Below are 20,645 nucleotides of genomic sequence, written 5' to 3' on the forward strand. Positions count from 1 at the left end.
ATCAATTATCTAACTGTTTATGCCTCAAAGATTTATTAAAAAACAAGCATTTTAAAAATTCTGTCAAAATTAAATAAGCTATTACTATAATTACAATAGAAATTAAAGCAAAAAGAGGCAAGGGGGTAAAAGAAAAATAAGAGCCAAGGGGAAGATACGGCAAAGCCCAAGCTATTATCACTATCAGCAAAGTATTAAAAAATAAAAGAAAGCTGGGCCTACTCCGGAGAAAAGGAATTTTTTGGGTGCGGATAACATAAATGACAAAAACTTGCGTGGCCAAAGATTCTATAAACCATCCGGTTTGAAACTGTTTTTCTCCAAAATGAAAAAACCAAAATAAAACTCCAAAAGTGATAAAATCAAACAAAGAGCTGATTGGTCCAAAAATTAACATATACTTTCTAATAAAAGGCAAATTCCAACGCAAAGGTTTTTTAACAGCCTCTTCGTCCACCGTGTCGGTAGCCAAAGACAGCTGGGACATATCATACAAAAAATTATTTAAAAGAATTTGTGCCGGCAACATGGGCAAAAAAGGCAGAAGAAAGGAAACAAAAGTCATAGAAAACATATTGCCAAAGTTGGAGCTTAGGCCCATCATGATGTATTTTAAGGTATTTTGAAAAGTCTTACGGCCTTCAATAATACCATCTTTCAAGACGTCCAAACTTTTCTTAAGTAAGATAATATCGGCCGTTTCCTTGGCCACGTCCACGGCGTTATTAACAGAAATACCCACATCGGCCGCTTTTAAAGCCGGAGCGTCATTAATGCCATCGCCCAAATAACCCACAGTGACATTATTTTTTTTTAATAATAAAATTATTTTTTCTTTTTGGATTGGATTCACTCTGGCAAAAATAGTAGTTCTCCCAACCACGGGCAACAATTCTTCTTCAGTCATTTTTTCCATCTGTTCGCCGGTTAGAGTTCCTTTTATTACTAAATTAATGTCGCGACAAATTTTTTGAGTTAAAATAGCACTATCCCCGGTTAAAATTTTTATTTCTACTCCCAATTTTTCCAAAGAACCAATGGCTTCTTTAACCGTTTCTTTAGGGGGGTCAAGAAAAGCTGCAAAACCAACAAAAATTAAATCGTCCTCCACGTCTTTTTCATAAACATCATTAAAATCTGTTATCTCTTTTATGGCTACGGCTAAAACCCTAAAACCATCAGCACTCAATTTTTGATATGTTTCTTGGCCCTTTTCAATCAAATTGATAGTGGAAAGATTGGGTTTTTCCCAAACCCCTTGACAAAGTTCCCACATATTTTCCGGAGCTCCCTTACTAATAAGCCAACGGCGACCGTCTTTTTCCACTACCACGGAATTACGACGACGCATAAAATCAAAAGGTATTTCATCAATTTTTTTAAAATCGTCAATATCTAATTTTTTGTATTCTTTTATAGCCTTATCCAAAGGATTAATTACTCCGGTATGAAACATACTGGATAAATAGGCATACAAAAAAACATCATCTTTTTCCTCACCTAAAATATCAATATTTTTGATTAAAGTAATTTTATCTTTAGTTAAAGTGCCGGTTTTATCAGTACACAAAACATTCATGCCGCCAAAATTCTCTATGGCCAAAAGATTTTTAACTATTACGTCTTTTTTAGCCATTTTTAAGGAACCGTGACTTAAGGCCACTGAAACAATCATTGGTAAAAGTTCCGGAGTTAACCCAATTGCAATAGCTAAAGCAAAGAGAAAAGAATCAAAAAAACCACGACCCAAAAAATAATTGGCGGTAAAAACAATAAAAACCAAAACAAAAGTGATTCTTAAAATAAAATAACTAAAACGACGCAGGCCTTTGGCAAATTCAGTTTCTAAAGAGCCTGCTTCTAGTCTTTCGGCAATTTCTCCGTACTTGGTGAAACGGCCGGTTTTTTCCACTTCCATAATCGCCCGACCGGCAATCACACTGGTTCCCATTAAAATCATACTTTCTTCCCCCTTTTCTGATTTTTTTTCAACTGGAAAAGATTCGCCCGTCAAAGCAGCTTGATTAACAAAAAAATCCTTAGCCTCTAAAAGACGGCCATCCCCGGGAATAATGTCCCCGGCTGTAAGCTCTATAATATCTCCCGGGACGATTTTTTTTAAAACTACTTCTTTTTTTTGCCCATCGCGCCAAACAGTGGCCGTAGTGACCACGCGATTGATCAATTTATCTACGGCTTTTTCCGATTTAAAAGTGTTGAAAAAATCTAAAACCGCCGAAACAAAAACCATTACCAAAATAATAATTGCATTAACGCTCTCACCCAAAAAAAAGGAAACCAAAGAAACAAAAATTAAAAGGATTAAAAGCGGACTGTTAAATTTTTTAAGAAACAAAAGAAAAAAATTAATTTTTTTCTTTTGTTTCACAATATTTTCTCCGAACTTTTTGAGCCGAAAGGATGCTTCAATGCCGCTTAAGCCTAAAATATTTTCCATATTAAAATAGAAGCCTAATGCTTCTATTTTAGCACTTTCTCCTTAAATTGGAAATCAATTGGCCGCTAAGTAAGTAGCAATAATTGCAGCGGTTTCTGCCCGTAAAACAGCTGGCCCCAGATTAACTTCTTTAAAATAGTAATCACTGGACAGCTTCCTTTCATTATCTGTCCAGCCGCCCTCTGGTCCAATAAAAATATTAACTAAACGACCCTGTACCTTAGGAAAAGCATCCGTATCTTTTGTGATATCAAAAAATAAATTAATATCTTCTTTTTTAAGTCCATCCAAAACCTGCTTAAAAGACAAAGGTTTGGTAATTTCTGGCAAGATATTTCTACCTGACTGCTCAGTTGCTTCTTTAATTATTTTTTTTAATCGTTCTAAATTAAGATTTAATTTTATGGTTCTTTCCGTAATTAGAGGAATAATTTTTGTCACCCCTACTTCGGCGGCTTTTTGAACAACCAATTCAAAATTTTCCTTTTTTAAAACCGCGCAAAAAAGAGTTACCTGATTTTTAGCCCTTACATTGTTAGCCGTCTTTTTTATTTCTTTTAAAACTATCTCCTCTCGATTCAACTCTTTTATTTTACCTTGATATTCAAAACCATCACCGTTAAATAAAACAATAGACTCGCCGGATTGCAACTTTAAAACATCTTCAATTTGATGAATTATTTCTTTATCTCCTAAAACTACTTGTTCTTCCTTTAAATTTTGTTCCATGAAAAAACGATGTATTTTCATAAGCAATCAATTTATTAAAATTTAATTCTTTTTAAAAGCAAAGAATTTAAAACTACGGAAACGCTGCTTAAAGCCATAGCTAATCCGGCAAATTCGGCCCTTAACAGACCCAGAGCGGCAATAGGAATACCAACGCTGTTGTAAAACAACGCCCAAAACATATTTTGTTTGATTTTTCTCATTGTAGCTTTGCTTAATTTAATAGCTTTAACAACATCGCGCAGGTCATTTTTAACCAAAACAATTCCGCCTGCTTCAATGGCAATATCCGTACCCGACCCCATAACGATTCCCAGATTAGAAGCGGCCAAGGCCGGAGCATCATTGATGCCATCTCCCACCATGGCTACTTTTTGACCGCTCTGTTGCAATTTAATCACCTCTTTGGCTTTATCTTCCGGCAAAACTTCGGCCAAGACTTCATCAATTCCCAATTGCCTGGCAATGGATTCGGCGGTTCTTTTGTTATCGCCGGTAATCATGATAGTTCTAATTTTCATCTGCTGTAATTTATTGATAGCTTCTTTAGAGGTCTCCTTTAAAGTATCGGCCACGGCAATCAATCCCAGCAATTTGGAATCTGCCGTAAGATGCATTACCGTCTTCCCTTCATTTTCTAAATTGGCAATAATACCAATTTCTTTTTCACCAATAACAGATCCGTTATTTTCTGATAATTTTTTATTGCCCAGAAAATAGCTGACTCCTCCTATATCACCCTTGACGCCGTGTCCGGGTACGGCCTGAAAATTATTAACGGATAAAAATTCCGCTTTTTCTGTTTTAGCCTTTTTTACCACGGCTTCGGCCAAAGGATGTTCGGATAACTTCTCTAAAGAAGCGGCGATCTGTAATAAACGGTCTTCTTCCCACCCTTCACCAACAATCAAATTGGTGACCTCAGGCTGTCCTTTGGTTAAAGTGCCTGTTTTATCAAAAACAATTACTTTAATTTTATTGGCAACTTCCAACGCTTCACCGCCTTTAATCAAAATCCCATTTTCCGCTCCCTTACCGGTACCCACCATAATTGAGGTGGGTGTAGCCAATCCCAAAGCACAGGGACAGGCAATTACTAAAACGGCGGTAAAGGACATCAAAGCTATTAAAAAAGGAGAGTTTGCTAAAAAAAACCAACTCACAAATGTAATCAAAGCCAGGGCCACCACTGCCGGCACAAAGTAACCGGAAACCAAATCGGCAAATTTCTGTATTGGCGCTTTGGAACTTTGCGCCTCTTCCACCACCTTAATAATTTGGGCCAAAACCGTATCCTTACCGATTTTAGTGGCTCTGAATTTAAAACTCCCGGTTTTATTAATAGTCGCCCCGATTACAAAGTCCTCGGCCTTTTTTTCCAACGGCAAGCTTTCTCCGGAAATCATAGATTCATCAACGCTGGAATAACCCTCTAAAATCTGTCCGTCAACCGGAATTTTTTCCCCCGGTCTAACAATAATGATGTCGCCAACCACCACCTCTTTAAGAGGTATGTCTTTTTCCGCACCATCACGAATTACGCGGGCGGTTTTAGCTTGAAGCCCCAAAAGTTTTTTTATAGCTTCGCTGGCTTTGCCTTTAACTCTCGCCTCCAACCATTTGCCCAAAACCACAAAAGTGATAAGCAGGGCCGAGGTTTCGTAAAAAATTTCCCCTTCTATAAAATAGGTGGCGGCGATACTGTAAAAATAAGCGGCGCTGGTGCCAACGGCAATTAAAGTGTCCATATTGGCACTGCCATTTTTAAATGCGTAATAAGTTCCACGATAAAAACGCCAGCCAATGAAAAACTGCACCACTCCAGCCAAAATGGATTGCACCACCTTGCTATTAAACGACTTATCAACCAAAATCATGCTCAAAATCACCACCGGCAAAGTTAAAACCAAACTTAATAAAAATAAATTTCTTTCTTTTTTAATTTCTTTTTCTCTCCTTTTATAATTTTCATCAGCCTCGTCATCACTGCCAAGAAAAGCCTTGTAGCCGATTTTCCCAACGGCGGACACAACTTCTTCATCTAAACTTCTATCGCCGTCAAATTCCACCGTAGCTTTCTGGGTGGCAAAATTAACCGTAGCTTTTTTTATACCGGCCACATTTTTTAAATTATTCTCTATGAGAAGAGCGCACGAAGCGCAATGCATGCCTTCTATATTATAAGTTTGTTTGGCCGCGGAAACGGAATTTTTTTTAGACATATTTATTCAATTATTAGTTTTCCTTGATACATGGACATATCACAAGTGAAAGTAAAAACGCCTTTTTTATCCACTGATAATTCTACCGTTACAATTTCGCCTTCAGGCAGTTCTTTTCTAATGTGCCAATCGGGAAAATTAACAAACCTGGAACAATCCGCAGATTCTTCTCGTTTAAAATTTATCCATATTTTTTTACCAAGTTTGGCTCTAAGAACATCCGGCGAATAGACTCCTTTAACTAAAATATTAAAAATTTGAGCACCATCCTCCTTAAATGGCTCTGTACCTTTTTTTCTTTTAGTTTTCCAAACCCATAAACAAAAGGCGGCAATAATCAGTAAGATTAAAATTAAACCGGTTATTTTCATATTTTTAATTAAATTAAAATTTGATTAAATTAGCTATCCACCACATCAATTATGCCGTTAATCATGCCCATCCAACAACTAAATTTGTAGCGCCCAACCCTTAAAGGGGTGAACTTTTTAATTGCTGTTTTGCCGGGCTTTAAATCAATTTGTCCGGAAAAAAGTCCTCTGGCAATGACGGCGTTGGTGCAACCGCTGGTTCCGGTGTCTTTAATTTCCCATCTTACCGGCACACCTACTTTAATTTTAAAATAGTCCGGCTGATAACCCGAAGCAGAAGCTTCCATTTTAATCACCTGCTCACCCTCAATCAAAGTCGTTGGCCTGGCTTTAGTTGGAGAACCGCTATTAAACCAATCAGAAATACTGGGCCAGCCCAAAACATTAAACTGGGCATTGATGTTGAAAAGGGCAAAAAACAAAACCAAAAGGCCGGCAGTCTTTAAAAATTTTGCGGCCGTATGCGGACGCGAAACAAACTTGACGCTAGATAACCCAATAAGAAATAACATCGGAGCCGTGCCTAAAGCAAAAAACAACATGATTAAACCGCCTTGCCAAAAGGATCCGGACAACAAAGCTACTCCCTGGGAAGTGACGGTAAAACCACAAGGCAAAAAGAAAGTCCCGGCGCCTAAAAGAAAAGGCATTTTTTTGCCGCTAAAATTATTTTCATCAGAAACTTGGCGGGTGATAAAACGAGGCATTCTTATTTGAAATTTTTGAAAATAACTTAAACCCATCATTTGCAATCCCAAAAGGACCATCAGAATGGAAACAGACAAAACTAATATGCCGGTAAAGCTTGGGGAAACTTGTAATTTACCGCCAATGGCGCCCAAAACCATTCCTCCTAAACCATAGGAAAAAAGACGGCCCGCATTAAACATAAAGTGCGGGTGCATTTTTTGCCATAATCCGGAATTGGAAGCATAGGCGTTAGCCCAATGTTTAGACATGGATAAAACAAGGCCCCCCACCAAAGCGGCACAAGTAGATAGACCAGCTAAAATTCCAAAAATAAAAAAACCCGCCAAATTAGAAGACGAATTAACATTAACAAGAGAACTGAAACCTAAACGATTAAGATAAAGAAAGGCCAAAATAATGATTATGACTAGCAAAAAATTTTTACCCCAACCGCCGGAATTTTCTTTTTTAAAACCCAAATCAGAAAATTGATAACCATCAACCTTAAAAAATGCGTTTAATTTGTCTATTGTCGGCCGACCCGACGTGTAAGTAATTTTAACTTCCCCTTTGCCAACCGAAGCGTCAACCGAGGTGACACCGGGAATTTCAATAATTTTTTTTTCTAATAAAATTTCACAGGAAGCGCAATGCATACCCTTGACTTTATAAATAAATTCAAATTTCTTAGTTGAACTCATATTTTACTTATTAAATAATTTGGTGACAGTTAAAATTTCTTCTATCATTTCCTGTTTACGTTTATTATTGTCGGAAGAGACAGCCGAAGTAAAACAAGAAGCCAAATGGTTCTCCATTAGCATCTGATGCGCTGATTTTAAAAGACCAATCACCGCCAAGTTCTGTTGCATAATATTGATGCAATATTCGCCGTCTTCTGTCATTTGAACAATTTTGGCTAATAAGCTGTTGGCCTTTTTAAAACTAATCAAAGCCTTTTCTTTGTAATTTTGCATAAATTTTCTTAATTTAAATTATTTATTAATATACCCCCACCCCAGGTATAGGTATAGTATATCCCCTATTTTTCCACATGTCAAATACCCAACTTGTTGCCTCCTTTATAGCATCCCCTACAAAGATTGAAAAAAAAACTTTTATCCTATACAATATAGCCAACAAGCTTATGAAAAAAATTCTTTTTGGGGCTTTAATTTTGGCGCTCATCTTGGCCCTCTTTTACAGCCTAAACAAAATTGAACGGCTCCGGCCTCAAACGGGTAAAATCAAAATCATCACCACCCTTTTTCCTTTATACGATTTTGCCAAAAACATTGGCCAAGACAAAACTGAAGTTACTTTGCTTTTGCCACCCGGAGTAGAGCCTCATTCTTTTGAACCAACCCCCAGTGATATTGCCAACATAAACACAGCGGATATTTTTGTTTTTACCGGCAAATTTATGGAACCTTGGGTAGCGGAAATAATCAAAGGATCCACTAACAAAAATTTATTAGTGGTAGATGATAGCAACGGAGTTCGGTTGATTGATGCGGTTTTCCACGATTCTGATGAGCCGGCAGGAGCTTCCGATCCCCATATTTGGCTTGATTTTGATAACGATAGGATAATGGCTAAAAATATTCTAGAGGCTTTGCAGACAAAAGATCCCTCTAATGAAACTTTTTATCAAAATAATTTTGCCTCTTTTTCTTCTCAATTAAATAATTTAGATGAAAAATACCAAAGCTACTTAAGCACCTGTCAAAATAAGACTTTAGTTTATGGCGGACACTATGCCCTAGGCTACTTGGCCAAACGCTACGGACTTAATTATTTGGCCGCCCAGGGCCTGGCCCCTGATGCCGAACCTACCGCTCAAGATTTGATAAAATTAATTGAACAGATCAAAAAAAATAAAATTAAATACATTTTTTACGAAGAGCTTACCAGCCCCAAAATTTCTGAAACCCTAGCCCAGGAGACCCGCACTAAAATGCTCCTGTTAAATGCGGGTCACAATCTTTCTAAAAATGATTTTTTAAAAGGAGAAACTTTTTTATCTTTAATGGAAAAAAATTTAAAAAATTTAAAGACTGGATTGGATTGTTCGGAAATTGACCCCCATTAAAATTATCAAAATTTTAAATTTATGTCTGTTATCTTAAAAGCTAATAAAATTTGTGTCAATTACGGCAAAACCCCAGCTTTACACAATGTAAGTTTTGAAATTAACCAAGGTGATTATATTGGTCTCGCCGGACCCAACGGAGCAGGAAAAACAACACTGATTAAAGCTGTTTTAGGGTTAATTCCTTTAGCCAATGGGGAGATGAAAATTTTTGATCAGCCACAAAAAAAATTCTCTGCTTGGCAAAAAATCGGCTATCTGCCACAAAAATCGGCCATTATCAGCACTCTTTTTCCAGCCACAGTTGAAGAAATTTTAATGCTGGGAATTCTGCCATCCAAAAAATGGCCCAAAGTAATTGGCAAAAAAGAACATGAACGCGTTGATGAAATTTTAGAACAATTTAAAATTTCTGATTTGAGAAAAAAAATGATCAGTGAACTTTCCGGGGGACAGCAGCAAAAAATTCTCTTGGCACGAGCTTTGATTTCTAAACCGCAACTACTAATTTTGGACGAGCCCTCCACCGCCTTAGATCCGGAATCGCGAGAATCTTTTTTCCAAATAATAAGCGGACTTAATCAAAATAATAAAATCGCCATAATCCTAATTACCCATGATACCGGTTATATTGGTCAATACGCTCAAAAATTATTATATTTAGATAAAAAATTGGTTTACTTCGGCAAATTTTCCGAATTCTGCACATCAACTGATATGGGATCATACTTTGGACATGAACAACATATTATCTGCCATCAACATCTGCACGAGCACAAACATCAAAACTAATATGGAATTTATTAATTTTTTACAATATTCTTTTATACAAAGGGCTTTCTTAGCCGGATCTTTTGTGGCAATTATTTGCGCGGCTTTAGGAATATTCTTAGTTTTACGCAAAATGTCCTTAATCGGTGACGGTTTATCACATGTAAGTTTTGGCGCCATTGCTTTGGGCATTTTTTTAGGAATCTATCCTTTCCATATCGCCGTTCCCTTAGTAATATTAAGCTCTTATATTATTTTAAAAATCACGGAAAAAGCTAAAATTTACGGCGATGCGGCTATTGGCATTGTCTCGGCCGTAGGCATTGCCGGCGGAGTTTTATTAGCCAGTCTTTCTAACGGTTTTAACGTGGATCTTTTCAGCTACCTCTTTGGCAATATTTTATCCATTGCCCTGAGCGAAGTAATCCTCTCCGTTATTTTATCGGCCATTGTTTTAATCATTATTTATTTATATTATTGGGATTTATTTTCCGCTACTTTTGATGAAGAGTATGCCAAAACTACCGGCATAAAAACAGAATACATCAACATTATTATTTCCGCCCTCACGGCCGTGACTGTGGTTTTAGCAGTTAAAATGGTGGGAGTAATGTTGGTTTCCGCACTTTTAATTTTGCCGGCTGTCACTTCCCTACAAATTGCCAAAGGATTTAAAATTGCTATTGTCCTAGCTTGCTGTACGGCTTTAATTTCCGTAGTCTTGGGAATTACAATTTCTTTTTTCTTAAACTGGCCCAGTGGCGCCACGATTGTACTTCTTAACGCCCTTTTCTTTATACTGGCCTTAATCTACAAAAAACTTTAAAAGACCCCATGCGGGGTCTTTTATGAATTTGAAAAAAGTTTAAGTTGGTCGGGCTGGCGAGACTCGAACTCGCGACCTTCTGCTCCCAAAGCAGACGCTCTAGCCAACTGAGCCACAGCCCGAACTTAAAATAAGCCCTTTAATCCACCCTCTTATTTTATTCACTAATATTACATCATTTATCTTAATTCGTAAAGTCCCATAAGGCAGACGGCGTTTTGTATTTTTTTTAATTACATTTTTTTGAATAGTAGTTTTTAAAAAAAATTTTCGCGGCATCTTTAGCTTATTTGCCCAAAAATTAATGGATTTTTCTACCTGATCCTTCTGATGTACTTGTAAATGCAACCTAATTTTTTCCTTAGGGACGAAACAACAAACCCTAAAAAATCTTAGCATTATAACATTCATGTCTGAATCAGAATTAGTAAAAACAACATTCCAATTACCTCTTTTATAACCTTCTGCCCAATATAAAGATACTCCAATCAAAAATAAATCATCTTTACTTATTTTAGAAATTTCCTTTTGTGCCTGTTTTTCTATTTCCAACCATTTTTCTCTAGCAATAATTGAACGTTTTTTATTATATTTAGTGATATTAATTGCTGCATTAAAATTTGCAGCTTTTACATTTTTTTCTGTAATTTTTTTAAATCGTTGATCTTTTTTGAACCAATAACTTAAAGTGCCCTTAGGAACAAGGAGTTTACGGGAAATCACATTATAAGATAATCCTTTTATTCTCAATCTTTTAGCTTCTTGTTTAATATCCATAAAATTTAAAACCCATGATAATTACCACACATGGTATTATATCATGGGTTTTATACTTTATCAAATGCCGAGGGAGAGAATCGGACTCTCGACGCAAGGATTTTCCTTGTTTTTTTCTTGAATTACTTCAAGGATCGGACTATATCATCACCCCAAAGGGTGTCGGGCGCTTTTTGGAAGATTATTGTTGGGACTCACTTCCTAGTCTCTACACCTTCCAAGATATTTTAACCCATCTTGGCTTGGCTCGGGATTACCCTCTTACTGGAGGGTTTCCCCGAATTCACCCGATTTTTAATCCCATATTACTATAGGATGGACCGAAAATTCAGTCCTTCGCTCTACCACTGAGCTACCTCGGCAAAAAGGTATTGGTGGACCGTAGCGGATTCGAACCGCTGACCTCCACATTGCAAATGTGGCGCTCTACCAACTAAGCTAACGGCCCTTGCGCTACGGTTTAATTTACAATTTAACTAGTCCTAATAATACTACAATTTAACTTAATTGTCAAACCTGCTGTTTTTAGCTGTTTAGCTTTACTTTAACTCCCTTACAATGCACACAGGTGTTTGTTCATTAGTCTGGCCCAGGGGGTTATCTTTAAAAATGGCTTTAGTCCAAGCATCTTTAATCTCCCGGTTAGACTTGCCCAAAACATTCACCCCCAAGTCATTAGCATCAATAATAATTACTTCGTGTCCTAATTTTTCTTTTAAAAATTGAGCCACTTTATGGGGCTTGGCCGGACCAAGTTTGGCGTACTTGTTATACGGCGGCAAGGTGTAAGAGCAGGGTCCATCAATTGCCGCCACCTCCCGTCCAGCCACCAAATAAAACACGCCGCGAATTCCTAAAGGCTTGGTAAAAGCGGCCAGTAAGGCGGCAAATAAAATTCTAAAGTAACCCACTTCGCGCACAGCCAATTCCATTGTCCACGGGCTACCCAAACCGATTCCGTAGGGAGATTTATAAACAAACCTGACTAAAAATTTAGCCATCCAAGATGGTTTAATCTCGCTGATGGGATAGGCGCGACCCTGACTAATGGCCACAATTTTTTCACTGATAAAAATAAAATCACCTGACTCTAAATATTGCCCGGTCCCGTTTTTAATTATCACTACCAAATCGTCCCCTTTTTTAATCACCGGAGTTTTAATCGGAAAGCGATCATATTTTTTTCCCTCAACTTCAATAGATAAATTTTTTCCAGGATTAGGAATGAGCATATTGGGAAGAAAATTTAAAATTTAAAGCCATCAGACCCATTAATATCCAAAAGAAAATTGCCAAATCATTTTTAAAGTAGGGCACATCTACCAAGCCTTGAATTAAAATTATACTCATGGAAGCAAGCAATGTTTCCACTAACCACAGATCATCGCCTTGGCGGACTTTTAAAAGCCTCCAACCGGCTCGGCCAAACAACAATACCAGCCACAAAAAAGCAATAAGGCCCGGTAAACCTACTTCAGACCAAAAATTTAAAAAGATGTCATGCGGATACAAATAAATTTCGGCCCAATTTAAAATGTGATAGGGTGCCACGGCGCTCTGATAAGCGGCGAGTCCCGCGCCCAAAATAGGACGACTGCGTAGCATTTCCACTGTTTCACCCCACATGTTCACCCGCAAATTTCCGGAAACACCCTGCAAAAAAAACTCTTCCTGCAAAGAATTTTTTAAAGGCGTTAAAAACGCCAAACAGCCGGCAATAATCACAATAATCAAAGTTATCTTTCTGGTGCGACGAAAAACCAAACCAAAAATTAATAATGTCCCCGCCACGGCCGTTAACCCACCCATAGAACGGGCAAAAATAATATCCAGAAAAAATAAAAAAAAGATTAAAGAATAAAATAGATCCTGCCAAAACAAACCCTTAGTCTTACGCCAAGTATGCTCAAAAAGATAAACTACAAAGGGTAGCAGTGGCGCAAAAAATAAAGACACAGCGTTGGGATAACCCCAAAAACTGGTGACGCGGCGCGTAGCCCAGTTCTGCCAGAAAGGATTGGGAATAAGCCAGCCGGTAAATTCTTGGGCCAAAGCTAAAAGAGTGGCGGGAATGGCGCCCAGCACCAGCGCCCAAATTATTTTAAGCATTTCCTCGCGGGTTTTAACAGTGGAAATAAAAACGGAAAAAAATAAAATTGGTTCTAAAAAATAAGCCCGCCAAATTCCTAAAGCCGCCAAATGATTAGGAGAGGTATAAACAGCTAAAATTGACGCAGCCAAAAATAAAATAATGGCCCAAAACCAACGGTTAAATGGATAAGATAAGGCCTGACGTTTTAAAAAATTCTTGGTGACACCCCCCCATTGTGCGCCATGCTTAATTACCCAGGCAACAAAAGTTAATAAGACCATTCCTTCTAAAACCGTAGTGGGCAAACCAAAAATTGTATAACGGATTAAATAAGATGGCAAAAAGGCGGAAATCAAAATAAGCCCCCAAAGCAAATTTTTGTTTAAAAGAAAAACAAACAAGAGAAAAAAGATAATAAGAACAAAGATAAAAAAAAGAGACATACAGATTCATTTAATTATATTTATAGTATATCAATCTTGTTTAAATAAAGCCAAAAACATCTTTTTGGTAATCCCCCGTAATAAATACAAAACTGCAAAATAAGTTATAATCGCGGCCGATAAAATAAAAATAAAATTATAAGATTGCAAAAAGATAACAGCCACCGCCATTATTAAAGAAGCTGCCAAACTTTTAAAACTAATTTTTAAACCCGGCCAAATACCAGTGGTTTTTATCACCACAATATAAGTAACTAACATAATAAAAGCTTCAGAAAAAACCGTCACCCAAGCCGCCCCGTAAGCGCCAAATTGCGGAATAAAAATAAAATAACCGGCCAAAGATAAAACAGCATCCAACAAATACCATTTAATCATTTGTTTTTGCTTGTTCAAAGATAAAATGGCGTGAGCGCTGATTACGCCAAAAAAAATGCAAAACATGGCCACTAAAAGAATTTGCAAATAATTTCCCGAGGCGGAAAAATTCTGTCCGGCCACAAAAGACATAATGCGAGAAGATAAAATAACACCGCCAATAAGCAAAGGCCAGGCCGCAAGGGACATCAAATCAAAAGCACGGCGGAAATATTTGGAATATTCTTCTTTATTTTGCAAAATCCAAGAAGAGGTTAAAAGCGGCAACATAATCCCCATAAAAATAGTGGGGATGGAAGTCAAAACATCAATTACGCGGTAAGCCGCGCCATATAAACCAACCTCTGTTTGCGGCCTAATTACCGACAAAATTAAAGTATCGGCTTTTAAATATAATAAATTAAAAGCAATGGAAATGGCTATGGGCCAGCTGCGCGTTAAAGCTTCTTTATAAATCTCTTTATCAAAAGAAAATTTTATCTTAACAAATTTAGTTACGCCACTCCACAACAAAATAAGCTGAGCCAAATTAGCCACCACGCTCACCGCTAAAATTAGCAAGATATTTAACTTCAAAATTGCGCAGAGGATGTAACCAGCCAAAATTAAACCCCGACCTAAAACATCTCCCCAGGCTACGCGCTCCATTTGGGTATGTTTTTGATAAAAACCCACAAAAATATTCTGCAAAGTGATAGCAAACAAAGAAGCGGCGTAAACCCAAACTCCCCATTTGATAATTAAAGGATAAGGAAAAAACCAAACTAAAATTAAGGCACTACCAAAAAAAACAGTTGAGATAAACAAACGCAAAGAAAAAAGATTGGAGGTTATTTTAGTCTCGTCGGCCCCAGGTTGGGCAAGCATTTGAGCGGTAATTAAAGTAAGGCCAAAATCCGCCAAGATACCAAAAAATTGTAAAAAGACGGTAATGGTGGTGTACCAACCAAACTGTTCCTGGCCCAAATAACGGGTAATTACTCCCAAAGCCACCACCCCAAAAAGAGTGGAAAAAGCTCGGCCTGTAAGTTGAATTAGAGTATGCCTGACAGCTTTGGTTAAAGACATAGTGAATTGATTTTAGTATATAGTATTTAGGAAAAGAAGACAAAAAAAGCCCTCCAAAAGCTTGCAAGGCTTTGGAGGGCAATGCCATAATTTAGCCAAAAAATAAACTATCCACATTGCCCCAAGACAACATTATTGGTATGATACTTTTATTATGAAAACCCGCAGTATTAAAAAACACCTAAAACTGGCTTTAATACTATTTTTTGCCGCTTTTTTGTTTAACGGTTTATCCATCTCCCCTGTTTTAGCCAAGACTACCATTCCAGATTGGGCAGCGGAACAATATTCTAAAATTTCAGAAATAAACTTAGCGCCAGGAGAAGTTAAACAAATCAAAATCGGTTTTTATAACCGCGGAACTTACAACTGGCGCAACACAGGTAAAAATTACGTCTCCATTTATACTTACAGCCCCAAATATCATGCCAGTAAATTAGCCGCCGCTTCATGGCTCTCTTACAGCCATCCAACCAAATTAAAAGATTCTTTGGCCGGGCCAAATAGCAAGGGTTATTTTGAACTGGAAATCAAGGCGCCACAAAAAGCTGGTACCTACAAAGAAACCTTTGCCCTGGCGGCGGAAAACAAAGCCTGGGTTAAAGGTGGACAATTTGAACTGGTGGTAAATGTGGGCAAAACAAGTTCCGCCATAAATGATGCAAGCGACAAGGCCACCGGTGATATAGAAGCCGAAACTGCCGATAATGCTTTTTTAAATCCTCCCAAAATTGAATTTAACAAAAAAGATCTGGAAGCCATGAAGCTAAGCAAAATGGAACCAGTCTCTTTAAATTACGGCGAAGAAAAAACCACCGCCTTATTATTTATCAATAAAGGCAAACAAAATTGGGACAAAAGAACCTTAATTTTGAACAACGTTTCTTTGGCAGGAGTTAGCACCGGCAATTCTTTTGCTTCCACTGCTTGGCTGAACAACAATACCATCTCTGAATTTTCTACTACCCCAATTAAAAATGGGCAAACGGAAATTTATCAAATCCCCTTAAGAGCGCCCGAACGGTCTGGAATTTTTACTTTGCATTTTTCTTTACTCATCAATGGACAAAAAATTGAGGGGGGCAATTTTGACTTACCCGTGACGGTAATCAATCAAAATCCACTGGAAAATGTAGCCGATGATTCATCTAACATAATTATTGATGACACCCGAGTTAGAATTGGTTTATTTACCACCGAGGAGCCTTTAGAATTTGTTTCTCCTTTTGATTATACTATTAAAGACACGGACGGATTAGAATTGGGACGCATCATACCTGGAAATAAAGTTCTGCTTTCTTACGATGAAGACAGCAAAAAATATTTTGCCGTTTTGGGTGAACAAAAAATAATTTCGGACAGACCGCTGCGGTTGGCTCCGCTGGATTTGAACGCTTACTTTACCATCAGCAACCACGAACTACTGGCTCGTTGGGGCAACAATATTAATTACAACGAATTTCGCGATACCTTAGAATTAAGATTGGCGGAAACCGGATATGTTTGGGTGATTAATGAACTAGGCATGGAAAATTATTTAAAAGGCATGGCGGAAGAAAGCGATTCTTCACCAACAGAATTCTTAAAGGCCATGGCAGTGGCAGAAAGAAGCTATGCCTATTATCAACTTAAAAACCCCGGCCGTCATTTGCTGGGCCATTTTGATTTAGACGCGGATAATGATCAGGTTTATAGAGGATATGTAAGAGAAAAAATTTCACCCAACATGGTTATAGCGATAGAAGAAACTCGTGGCTTTGTAGCCACTTATAATAACGAACCGGCCGATACGCCTTATTTTGCCCGCTCCAACGGCAAAACTAAAAGCGCCAAAGCGGTGTGGGGCGCGGAAAAACCCTGGTTGGTAGCAGTTACCACCCCTTATGATAAAGGCAAAACCCAATGGGGACACGGGGTAGGTATGTCTGCTCGCGACGGGTTATACCGTGCCAAGGATGGGTCCAATTGGGATGATATTTTAAAATACTACTACACCGGTATAGATTTGCAGAAAATGTATTAAACAAAAAATCCCTTTAAAGGGATTTTTTGTTTCTCTTTACTGTTCCTTCATCATATCGGCATTGTGAAATTTTCTGTCTTCATCAGCTAACCTAATAATCGCCTCCCTAATTTTGTGAGGTTCGGGAATGTTATAAAAGACAAAACGCTCTTGCTCGCCGGCAGTTTGAATATAAACATTGCCAAAATCAAACATAGTGGCAAAAATTCCGTGGGCCTCCGAGGTGACATCTTGTACTCTAAACAAATCTAACTCGGCCACCACTCTGGCAAACAAACCTTTTTGTCTAATATCTACAATTCGGTCATTGGTAATAATCCACATATCCAAAAAATAATTAACAAAAGCAGTGTAAAAAAACAGCCAAACAGATAAAGTATAAATAAAAGCCACCAGATATAAAATGGCTAAAGTAAAATTCTTTAAAAACAATTCGGGAAATAAATTTTTTAACAAATAATAAATGCCCAACTCTACTGCTAAAAGTAAAAACAAAAATAAAACATAGGGGATAAGGGTGATAATGTCGCGGCGCAATAAATGCATTATTTTCTCGTAATTTTTTTGTTTAATGACTTGGCTGTATAACATATGTTTAGTAAGTAGGGGCATTAAAAGTAATACCGTTGAAAATAGTAACAGTCTCATTCCAATTTAAAGGAGCTAAAAATGTCCAACCCCAAAAACAAATATAAGCCACACCGGCTAAAAAAATAAAAGTCATTACAAAGCTGGTAAAATGCATTTCGGCAAAACTGGCCAGATGATATAAGTCCATTAAAACAAAAATCGCATAAATTGCGCCAAAAACAGCTAAGGGAAATAAGAGATAATAAAGAGGGAAAGCCATATAAATTAAATTAAATTTTGTTGAGTGGGTGCTTGAAGACCCAAATGTTTATAGGCAAGACCGGTCACAATGCGGCCGCGTGGCGTGCGATTAATAAGTCCGCGTTGCAATAAAAACGGTTCATAAATTTCTTCTATTGTTTCTATCTCTTCGGCTGTAGCCGCGGCCAAGGTATTTAATCCCACTGGCCCACCATCAAATTTGTTAATCATCACTTCCAAAATAAGCCGGTCAATTTGGTCTAGTCCTGCCTCATCAATTTCTAACATTTTTAAAGCCTCTCTGGCCAAATCTTCTGTAATAACCCCATCGCCTTTTACTTGAGCAAAATCACGCACACGTTTTAATAAACGATTGGCAATTCTGGGAGTGCGACGTGCCGAAGAAGCAATCATTTCTGCGGATTTTTTTTCTAAAGCAATGTCTAAAATTTTGGAACTACGATTTACAATTTGTTCAATCTCTGGTTCTTCATAATAGTTTAAATGATAAATAGCACCAAAGCGATCCCGCAAAGGGCCAGAGAGCAAACTCATTTTGGTAGTGGCGCCAATTAAGGTGAACCTATTCAAATCCACTCTTAAAGTCCTGGCGCCCGGGCCCTTGCCAATAATAATATCCAAAGCATAATCTTCCAAAGCCGGATACAAAACCTCTTCAATGGTTTTATTCATGCGATGAATTTCATCAACAAATAAAATATCACCGGTCTCTAGTGAAGTTAAAATGGCAGCCAAATCACCTACTCTCTCCAAAGCCGGACCAGAAGTCACTTTAATGTTAGCGCCCATTTCTTTGGCAATGATGTGCGCCAGAGTGGTTTTGCCTAATCCCGGATTGCCATACAACAAAACATGTTCAATGGTTTCACCTCGTCCTTTGGCTGCATCAATAAAAATTTGCAAATTACCTTTGATTCTTTCTTGGCCTACAAATTCACCCAAACTTTGTGGGCGCAAAGTGGTGTCTAATTTAATTTCATCTTCTTTAACTTGAGGGGAAACAACGCGTTCCATAATGCTAAATTATAGCAGTTTAAGGATATTTTGGCAATCAAAAAAATTTGACCGTTTTTTTAAGAGGTGTCTTTATAAGACAGGATCATTTTAGGTCTGTTATATAGGTCTTAACAAACTTTTCTATCGCTTTTACAGTTTCATCTTTTAATTTAGGATTGCTTTCCGCCACCCATTTTGCAAAATTATACAATTCTTGATTATCCACTTTAAGCCATTTTTTCCTTTTATATAAAAATACGAATAGAGTCGTCATGGCAATTCTTTTATTGCCATTTTGAAAAGGATGATTCTTTATCATCAGATAAAATAATATGGAAGACTGCTCTACCGTTCCGTGATATAAATTTTTGCCTTGAAATGAATAAAATGGTCCGGCCAGACAACTCTCTAAAATATTTGGAAATCTGGTTCCAAAATCAGGTATCGGTTCATTCCAAGCCATCATCTCTTTTGCTAAATTGAGTGCCAAAAATTCAACCTCTTTTAAGGTTATTTTTTTCATATTATTCTTTCCCCAATAACTTTAATGTTTCCCCGTATTCGGCGACTGTTTTCTTAACAGCTTTTTCAATTTCTTCTTTATCTTTTCGCGTTAGATTATTACCTAAAATTTCCGGCAAATCCTGTTGATTTATTACAAAATTTCGACCGATTTTTTCAGCTTTGATCATTCCTTTTTTAACGCGGTTAAAAATCGTGATTCTACTGACGCCCAATATTTTGGCTAATTCTATTGTAGATAGGTATTTTTTGTTGTTGTTAATCATATGTTAGTATCTTAACATATGTTAAGATACTGGTCAAATATTAAACCCGAAATTTTATCCGCTTACTTTAAACAAATTTTTATGCTAAACTTAACTACATGAAACCAAATAAACCTAAAATTGGCCTGGCCCTGGGTAGCGGCGGATCCAGAGGTCTTGCTCATATTGGCGTAATAGAGGTGTTAGAAAAAAACGGCATTACCATTGATTATATCGCCGGATCCAGTGCTGGAGCAGTGATTGGCGGAATTTACTCCGCCACCAAAGACATAAAAGTTGCCAGAGAACTGATATCCTCCAACACTTGGAGAAAAATTTTTGATTTTCTAACTGATTTTGCCGGCTTTAATGGTGGAATTATCAATGGCAAAAAAATGGCTGACTTTTTAAGAAAAAATTTAGCAGCTAAAGATTTTAAAAATTTGTTAATTCCCTTTTGCGCAGTGGCTACGGACATAGAAACAGGAGAGACAGAAATTATTAATACAGGCGATTTTGTTTCCGCCCTGCAAGCCAGTTTTTCCATTCCTGTATTATTTAAACCCTTGCGTCGTGAGGGAAAATTATTAGTTGATGGCGGTTTAAGCCAGCCCGTCCCAGTGCAAGTGGTTAAAAAAATGGGTGCAGATATTGTTATTGGGGTTAATTTGGATCATTATCTGCATCAACCCAAAAAATATAAAACGGTACATATCCCTTCTTTGATAGGACCACTCTTAGATATTGCCCGTTTTCATTTGGCGGAGAAAGATTCTAATTTGGCAGATATAATAGTAACGCCACACATTCACGACAATACTTTACTAGGAATAGAACACTTCTTAGACGGTAAAGATTTTATGGAAGAAGGACAAAAGGCGATGCAAAAAAAGATGAAAGAATTAAAACAGTTCATCACGCAATTTTAAAAGCAGCTAAAAAGCTGCTTTTTTTTAAATCTTGGTGCCGCTGGCCGGACTCGAACCGGCATGCCTTGAGGGCGCTACATTTTAAGTGTAGTGTGTATACCATTTCACCACAGCGGCAAGTAGCTATATTAAACCAAAAAACTTTCCAATCGTCAACTCTT

19 protein-coding genes and 3 tRNA genes are annotated in these 20,645 nt (G+C 37.5%); 5 read left to right on the forward strand and 17 right to left on the reverse strand.

Features of this window, described 5'->3' with window-relative positions; all coding sequences use genetic code 11:
• Position 1: 1 nt before the first annotated feature.
• From A2294_02405 to A2294_02430, 6 genes are read right to left on the reverse strand one after another with little or no spacing between them, the layout of a single operon-like run.
• Entirely contained in the window at positions 2-2,458 is a 2,457-nt protein-coding gene (locus tag A2294_02405) for a magnesium-translocating P-type ATPase (GenBank protein ID OGH85796.1), read from the reverse strand.
• Between the two features lie 54 nt (positions 2,459-2,512).
• Entirely contained in the window at positions 2,513-3,208 is a 696-nt protein-coding gene (locus A2294_02410; GenBank protein ID OGH85797.1) for a hypothetical protein, read from the reverse strand.
• A gap of 14 nt (positions 3,209-3,222) precedes the next feature.
• Positions 3,223-5,409, reverse strand: coding sequence for a copper-translocating P-type ATPase (locus tag A2294_02415; GenBank protein OGH85798.1), 2,187 nt, complete (start codon positions 5,407-5,409; stop codon positions 3,223-3,225).
• A gap of 2 nt (positions 5,410-5,411) precedes the next feature.
• Positions 5,412-5,780: a hypothetical protein gene (locus A2294_02420; GenBank protein OGH85799.1), complete on the reverse strand. Its 369-nt coding sequence runs from the start codon at positions 5,778-5,780 to the stop codon at positions 5,412-5,414.
• A gap of 29 nt (positions 5,781-5,809) precedes the next feature.
• Complete coding sequence (locus A2294_02425; protein OGH85800.1) at positions 5,810-7,171, reverse strand: hypothetical protein; 1,362 nt, start codon at positions 7,169-7,171, stop codon at positions 5,810-5,812.
• Positions 7,172-7,174: 3 nt separating this feature from the next.
• Complete coding sequence (locus tag A2294_02430; protein ID OGH85801.1) at positions 7,175-7,447, reverse strand: hypothetical protein; 273 nt, start codon at positions 7,445-7,447, stop codon at positions 7,175-7,177.
• A 170-nt stretch (positions 7,448-7,617) separates the two neighbouring features.
• Here A2294_02430 and A2294_02435 point away from each other — a divergent pair, with 170 nt between their 5' ends.
• From A2294_02435 to A2294_02445, 3 genes are read left to right on the forward strand one after another with little or no spacing between them, the layout of a single operon-like run.
• Positions 7,618-8,562, forward strand: a complete 945-nt coding sequence (locus A2294_02435) for a hypothetical protein (GenBank protein OGH85802.1) — start codon at positions 7,618-7,620, stop codon at positions 8,560-8,562.
• Positions 8,563-8,583: 21 nt separating this feature from the next.
• On the forward strand, positions 8,584-9,354 hold the full coding sequence (locus tag A2294_02440; protein OGH85803.1) for an ABC transporter ATP-binding protein: 771 nt from the start codon (positions 8,584-8,586) through the stop codon (positions 9,352-9,354).
• A gap of 1 nt (position 9,355) precedes the next feature.
• Positions 9,356-10,159, forward strand: a complete 804-nt coding sequence (locus tag A2294_02445) for an ABC transporter (protein ID OGH85804.1) — start codon at positions 9,356-9,358, stop codon at positions 10,157-10,159.
• Positions 10,160-10,204: 45 nt separating this feature from the next.
• Here the strand turns inward: A2294_02445 and A2294_02450 are convergent.
• From A2294_02450 to A2294_02470, 5 genes are all read right to left on the reverse strand, one after another.
• Positions 10,205-10,281: transfer RNA gene (locus tag A2294_02450), tRNA-Pro, on the reverse strand.
• Positions 10,282-11,308: 1,027 nt separating this feature from the next.
• Positions 11,309-11,384, reverse strand: a tRNA-Ala gene (locus tag A2294_02455).
• A gap of 91 nt (positions 11,385-11,475) precedes the next feature.
• Entirely contained in the window at positions 11,476-12,168 is a 693-nt protein-coding gene (locus tag A2294_02460; GenBank protein OGH85805.1) for a F420-0--gamma-glutamyl ligase, read from the reverse strand.
• Positions 12,155-13,471, reverse strand: a complete 1,317-nt coding sequence (locus tag A2294_02465) for a hypothetical protein (protein ID OGH85806.1) — start codon at positions 13,469-13,471, stop codon at positions 12,155-12,157. The genes A2294_02460 and A2294_02465 overlap by 14 nt, the downstream gene beginning before the upstream one ends.
• A 30-nt stretch (positions 13,472-13,501) precedes the next feature.
• Positions 13,502-14,917: a hypothetical protein gene (locus tag A2294_02470; GenBank protein OGH85807.1), complete on the reverse strand. Its 1,416-nt coding sequence runs from the start codon at positions 14,915-14,917 to the stop codon at positions 13,502-13,504.
• A gap of 154 nt (positions 14,918-15,071) precedes the next feature.
• Between A2294_02470 and A2294_02475 the strand changes: the two genes are divergently transcribed.
• Positions 15,072-16,940 (forward strand): hypothetical protein, encoded by a 1,869-nt coding sequence (locus A2294_02475; protein ID OGH85808.1) that lies wholly within the window; start codon positions 15,072-15,074, stop codon positions 16,938-16,940.
• 36 nt (positions 16,941-16,976) lie between these two features.
• Here A2294_02475 and A2294_02480 read toward each other — a convergent pair whose 3' ends face one another.
• The 5 genes from A2294_02480 to A2294_02500 all read right to left on the reverse strand — a co-directional run bounded on the left by A2294_02480 (position 16,977) and on the right by A2294_02500 (position 19,576).
• Positions 16,977-17,531, reverse strand: a complete 555-nt coding sequence (locus A2294_02480; GenBank protein ID OGH85809.1) for a hypothetical protein — start codon at positions 17,529-17,531, stop codon at positions 16,977-16,979.
• Positions 17,532-17,535: 4 nt separating this feature from the next.
• Positions 17,536-17,790 carry a hypothetical protein gene (locus A2294_02485; GenBank protein ID OGH85810.1) on the reverse strand — a complete coding sequence of 85 codons (255 nt, stop codon included), beginning with the start codon at positions 17,788-17,790 and terminating at the stop codon, positions 17,536-17,538.
• 5 nt (positions 17,791-17,795) lie between these two features.
• Complete coding sequence (locus A2294_02490) at positions 17,796-18,806, reverse strand: Holliday junction DNA helicase RuvB (protein OGH85811.1); 1,011 nt, start codon at positions 18,804-18,806, stop codon at positions 17,796-17,798.
• A gap of 85 nt (positions 18,807-18,891) precedes the next feature.
• Positions 18,892-19,311 carry a hypothetical protein gene (locus A2294_02495; protein ID OGH85812.1) on the reverse strand — a complete coding sequence of 140 codons (420 nt, stop codon included), beginning with the start codon at positions 19,309-19,311 and terminating at the stop codon, positions 18,892-18,894.
• Between the two features lies 1 nt (position 19,312).
• Positions 19,313-19,576, reverse strand: a complete 264-nt coding sequence (locus A2294_02500) for a hypothetical protein (protein OGH85813.1) — start codon at positions 19,574-19,576, stop codon at positions 19,313-19,315.
• Between the two features lie 98 nt (positions 19,577-19,674).
• Here A2294_02500 and A2294_02505 point away from each other — a divergent pair, with 98 nt between their 5' ends.
• Positions 19,675-20,484, forward strand: coding sequence for a hypothetical protein (locus tag A2294_02505; GenBank protein ID OGH85814.1), 810 nt, complete (start codon positions 19,675-19,677; stop codon positions 20,482-20,484).
• Between the two features lie 32 nt (positions 20,485-20,516).
• On the opposite strand, the gene A2294_02510 is transcribed toward A2294_02505, so the two are convergent.
• Positions 20,517-20,601: transfer RNA gene (locus A2294_02510), tRNA-Leu, on the reverse strand.
• Positions 20,602-20,645 lie beyond the last annotated feature (44 nt).

This window comes from Candidatus Magasanikbacteria bacterium RIFOXYB2_FULL_38_10 (genome assembly GCA_001783145.1).
GTDB lineage: Bacteria > Patescibacteriota > Patescibacteriia > Magasanikbacterales > UBA10003 > GWC2-40-17.

Coding starts and splice junctions, on each gene's coding strand:
- A2294_02425 (OGH85800.1), bottom strand. CDS start 7,171: ATGAGTTCAACTAAGAAATTTGAATTTATTTATAAAGTCAAGGGTATG.
- A2294_02415 (OGH85798.1), bottom strand. CDS start 5,409: ATGTCTAAAAAAAATTCCGTTTCCGCGGCCAAACAAACTTATAATATA.
- A2294_02500 (OGH85813.1), bottom strand. CDS start 19,576: ATGATTAACAACAACAAAAAATACCTATCTACAATAGAATTAGCCAAA.
- A2294_02475 (OGH85808.1), top strand. CDS start 15,072: ATGAAAACCCGCAGTATTAAAAAACACCTAAAACTGGCTTTAATACTA.
- A2294_02445 (OGH85804.1), top strand. CDS start 9,356: ATGGAATTTATTAATTTTTTACAATATTCTTTTATACAAAGGGCTTTC.
- A2294_02465 (OGH85806.1), bottom strand. CDS start 13,471: ATGTCTCTTTTTTTTATCTTTGTTCTTATTATCTTTTTTCTCTTGTTT.
- A2294_02435 (OGH85802.1), top strand. CDS start 7,618: ATGAAAAAAATTCTTTTTGGGGCTTTAATTTTGGCGCTCATCTTGGCC.
- A2294_02485 (OGH85810.1), bottom strand. CDS start 17,790: ATGGCTTTCCCTCTTTATTATCTCTTATTTCCCTTAGCTGTTTTTGGC.
- A2294_02410 (OGH85797.1), bottom strand. CDS start 3,208: ATGAAAATACATCGTTTTTTCATGGAACAAAATTTAAAGGAAGAACAA.
- A2294_02490 (OGH85811.1), bottom strand. CDS start 18,806: ATGGAACGCGTTGTTTCCCCTCAAGTTAAAGAAGATGAAATTAAATTA.
- A2294_02505 (OGH85814.1), top strand. CDS start 19,675: ATGAAACCAAATAAACCTAAAATTGGCCTGGCCCTGGGTAGCGGCGGA.
- A2294_02470 (OGH85807.1), bottom strand. CDS start 14,917: ATGTCTTTAACCAAAGCTGTCAGGCATACTCTAATTCAACTTACAGGC.
- A2294_02495 (OGH85812.1), bottom strand. CDS start 19,311: ATGAAAAAAATAACCTTAAAAGAGGTTGAATTTTTGGCACTCAATTTA.
- A2294_02480 (OGH85809.1), bottom strand. CDS start 17,531: ATGTTATACAGCCAAGTCATTAAACAAAAAAATTACGAGAAAATAATG.
- A2294_02430 (OGH85801.1), bottom strand. CDS start 7,447: ATGCAAAATTACAAAGAAAAGGCTTTGATTAGTTTTAAAAAGGCCAAC.
- A2294_02460 (OGH85805.1), bottom strand. CDS start 12,168: ATGCTCATTCCTAATCCTGGAAAAAATTTATCTATTGAAGTTGAGGGA.
- A2294_02405 (OGH85796.1), bottom strand. CDS start 2,458: ATGGAAAATATTTTAGGCTTAAGCGGCATTGAAGCATCCTTTCGGCTC.
- A2294_02420 (OGH85799.1), bottom strand. CDS start 5,780: ATGAAAATAACCGGTTTAATTTTAATCTTACTGATTATTGCCGCCTTT.
- A2294_02440 (OGH85803.1), top strand. CDS start 8,584: ATGTCTGTTATCTTAAAAGCTAATAAAATTTGTGTCAATTACGGCAAA.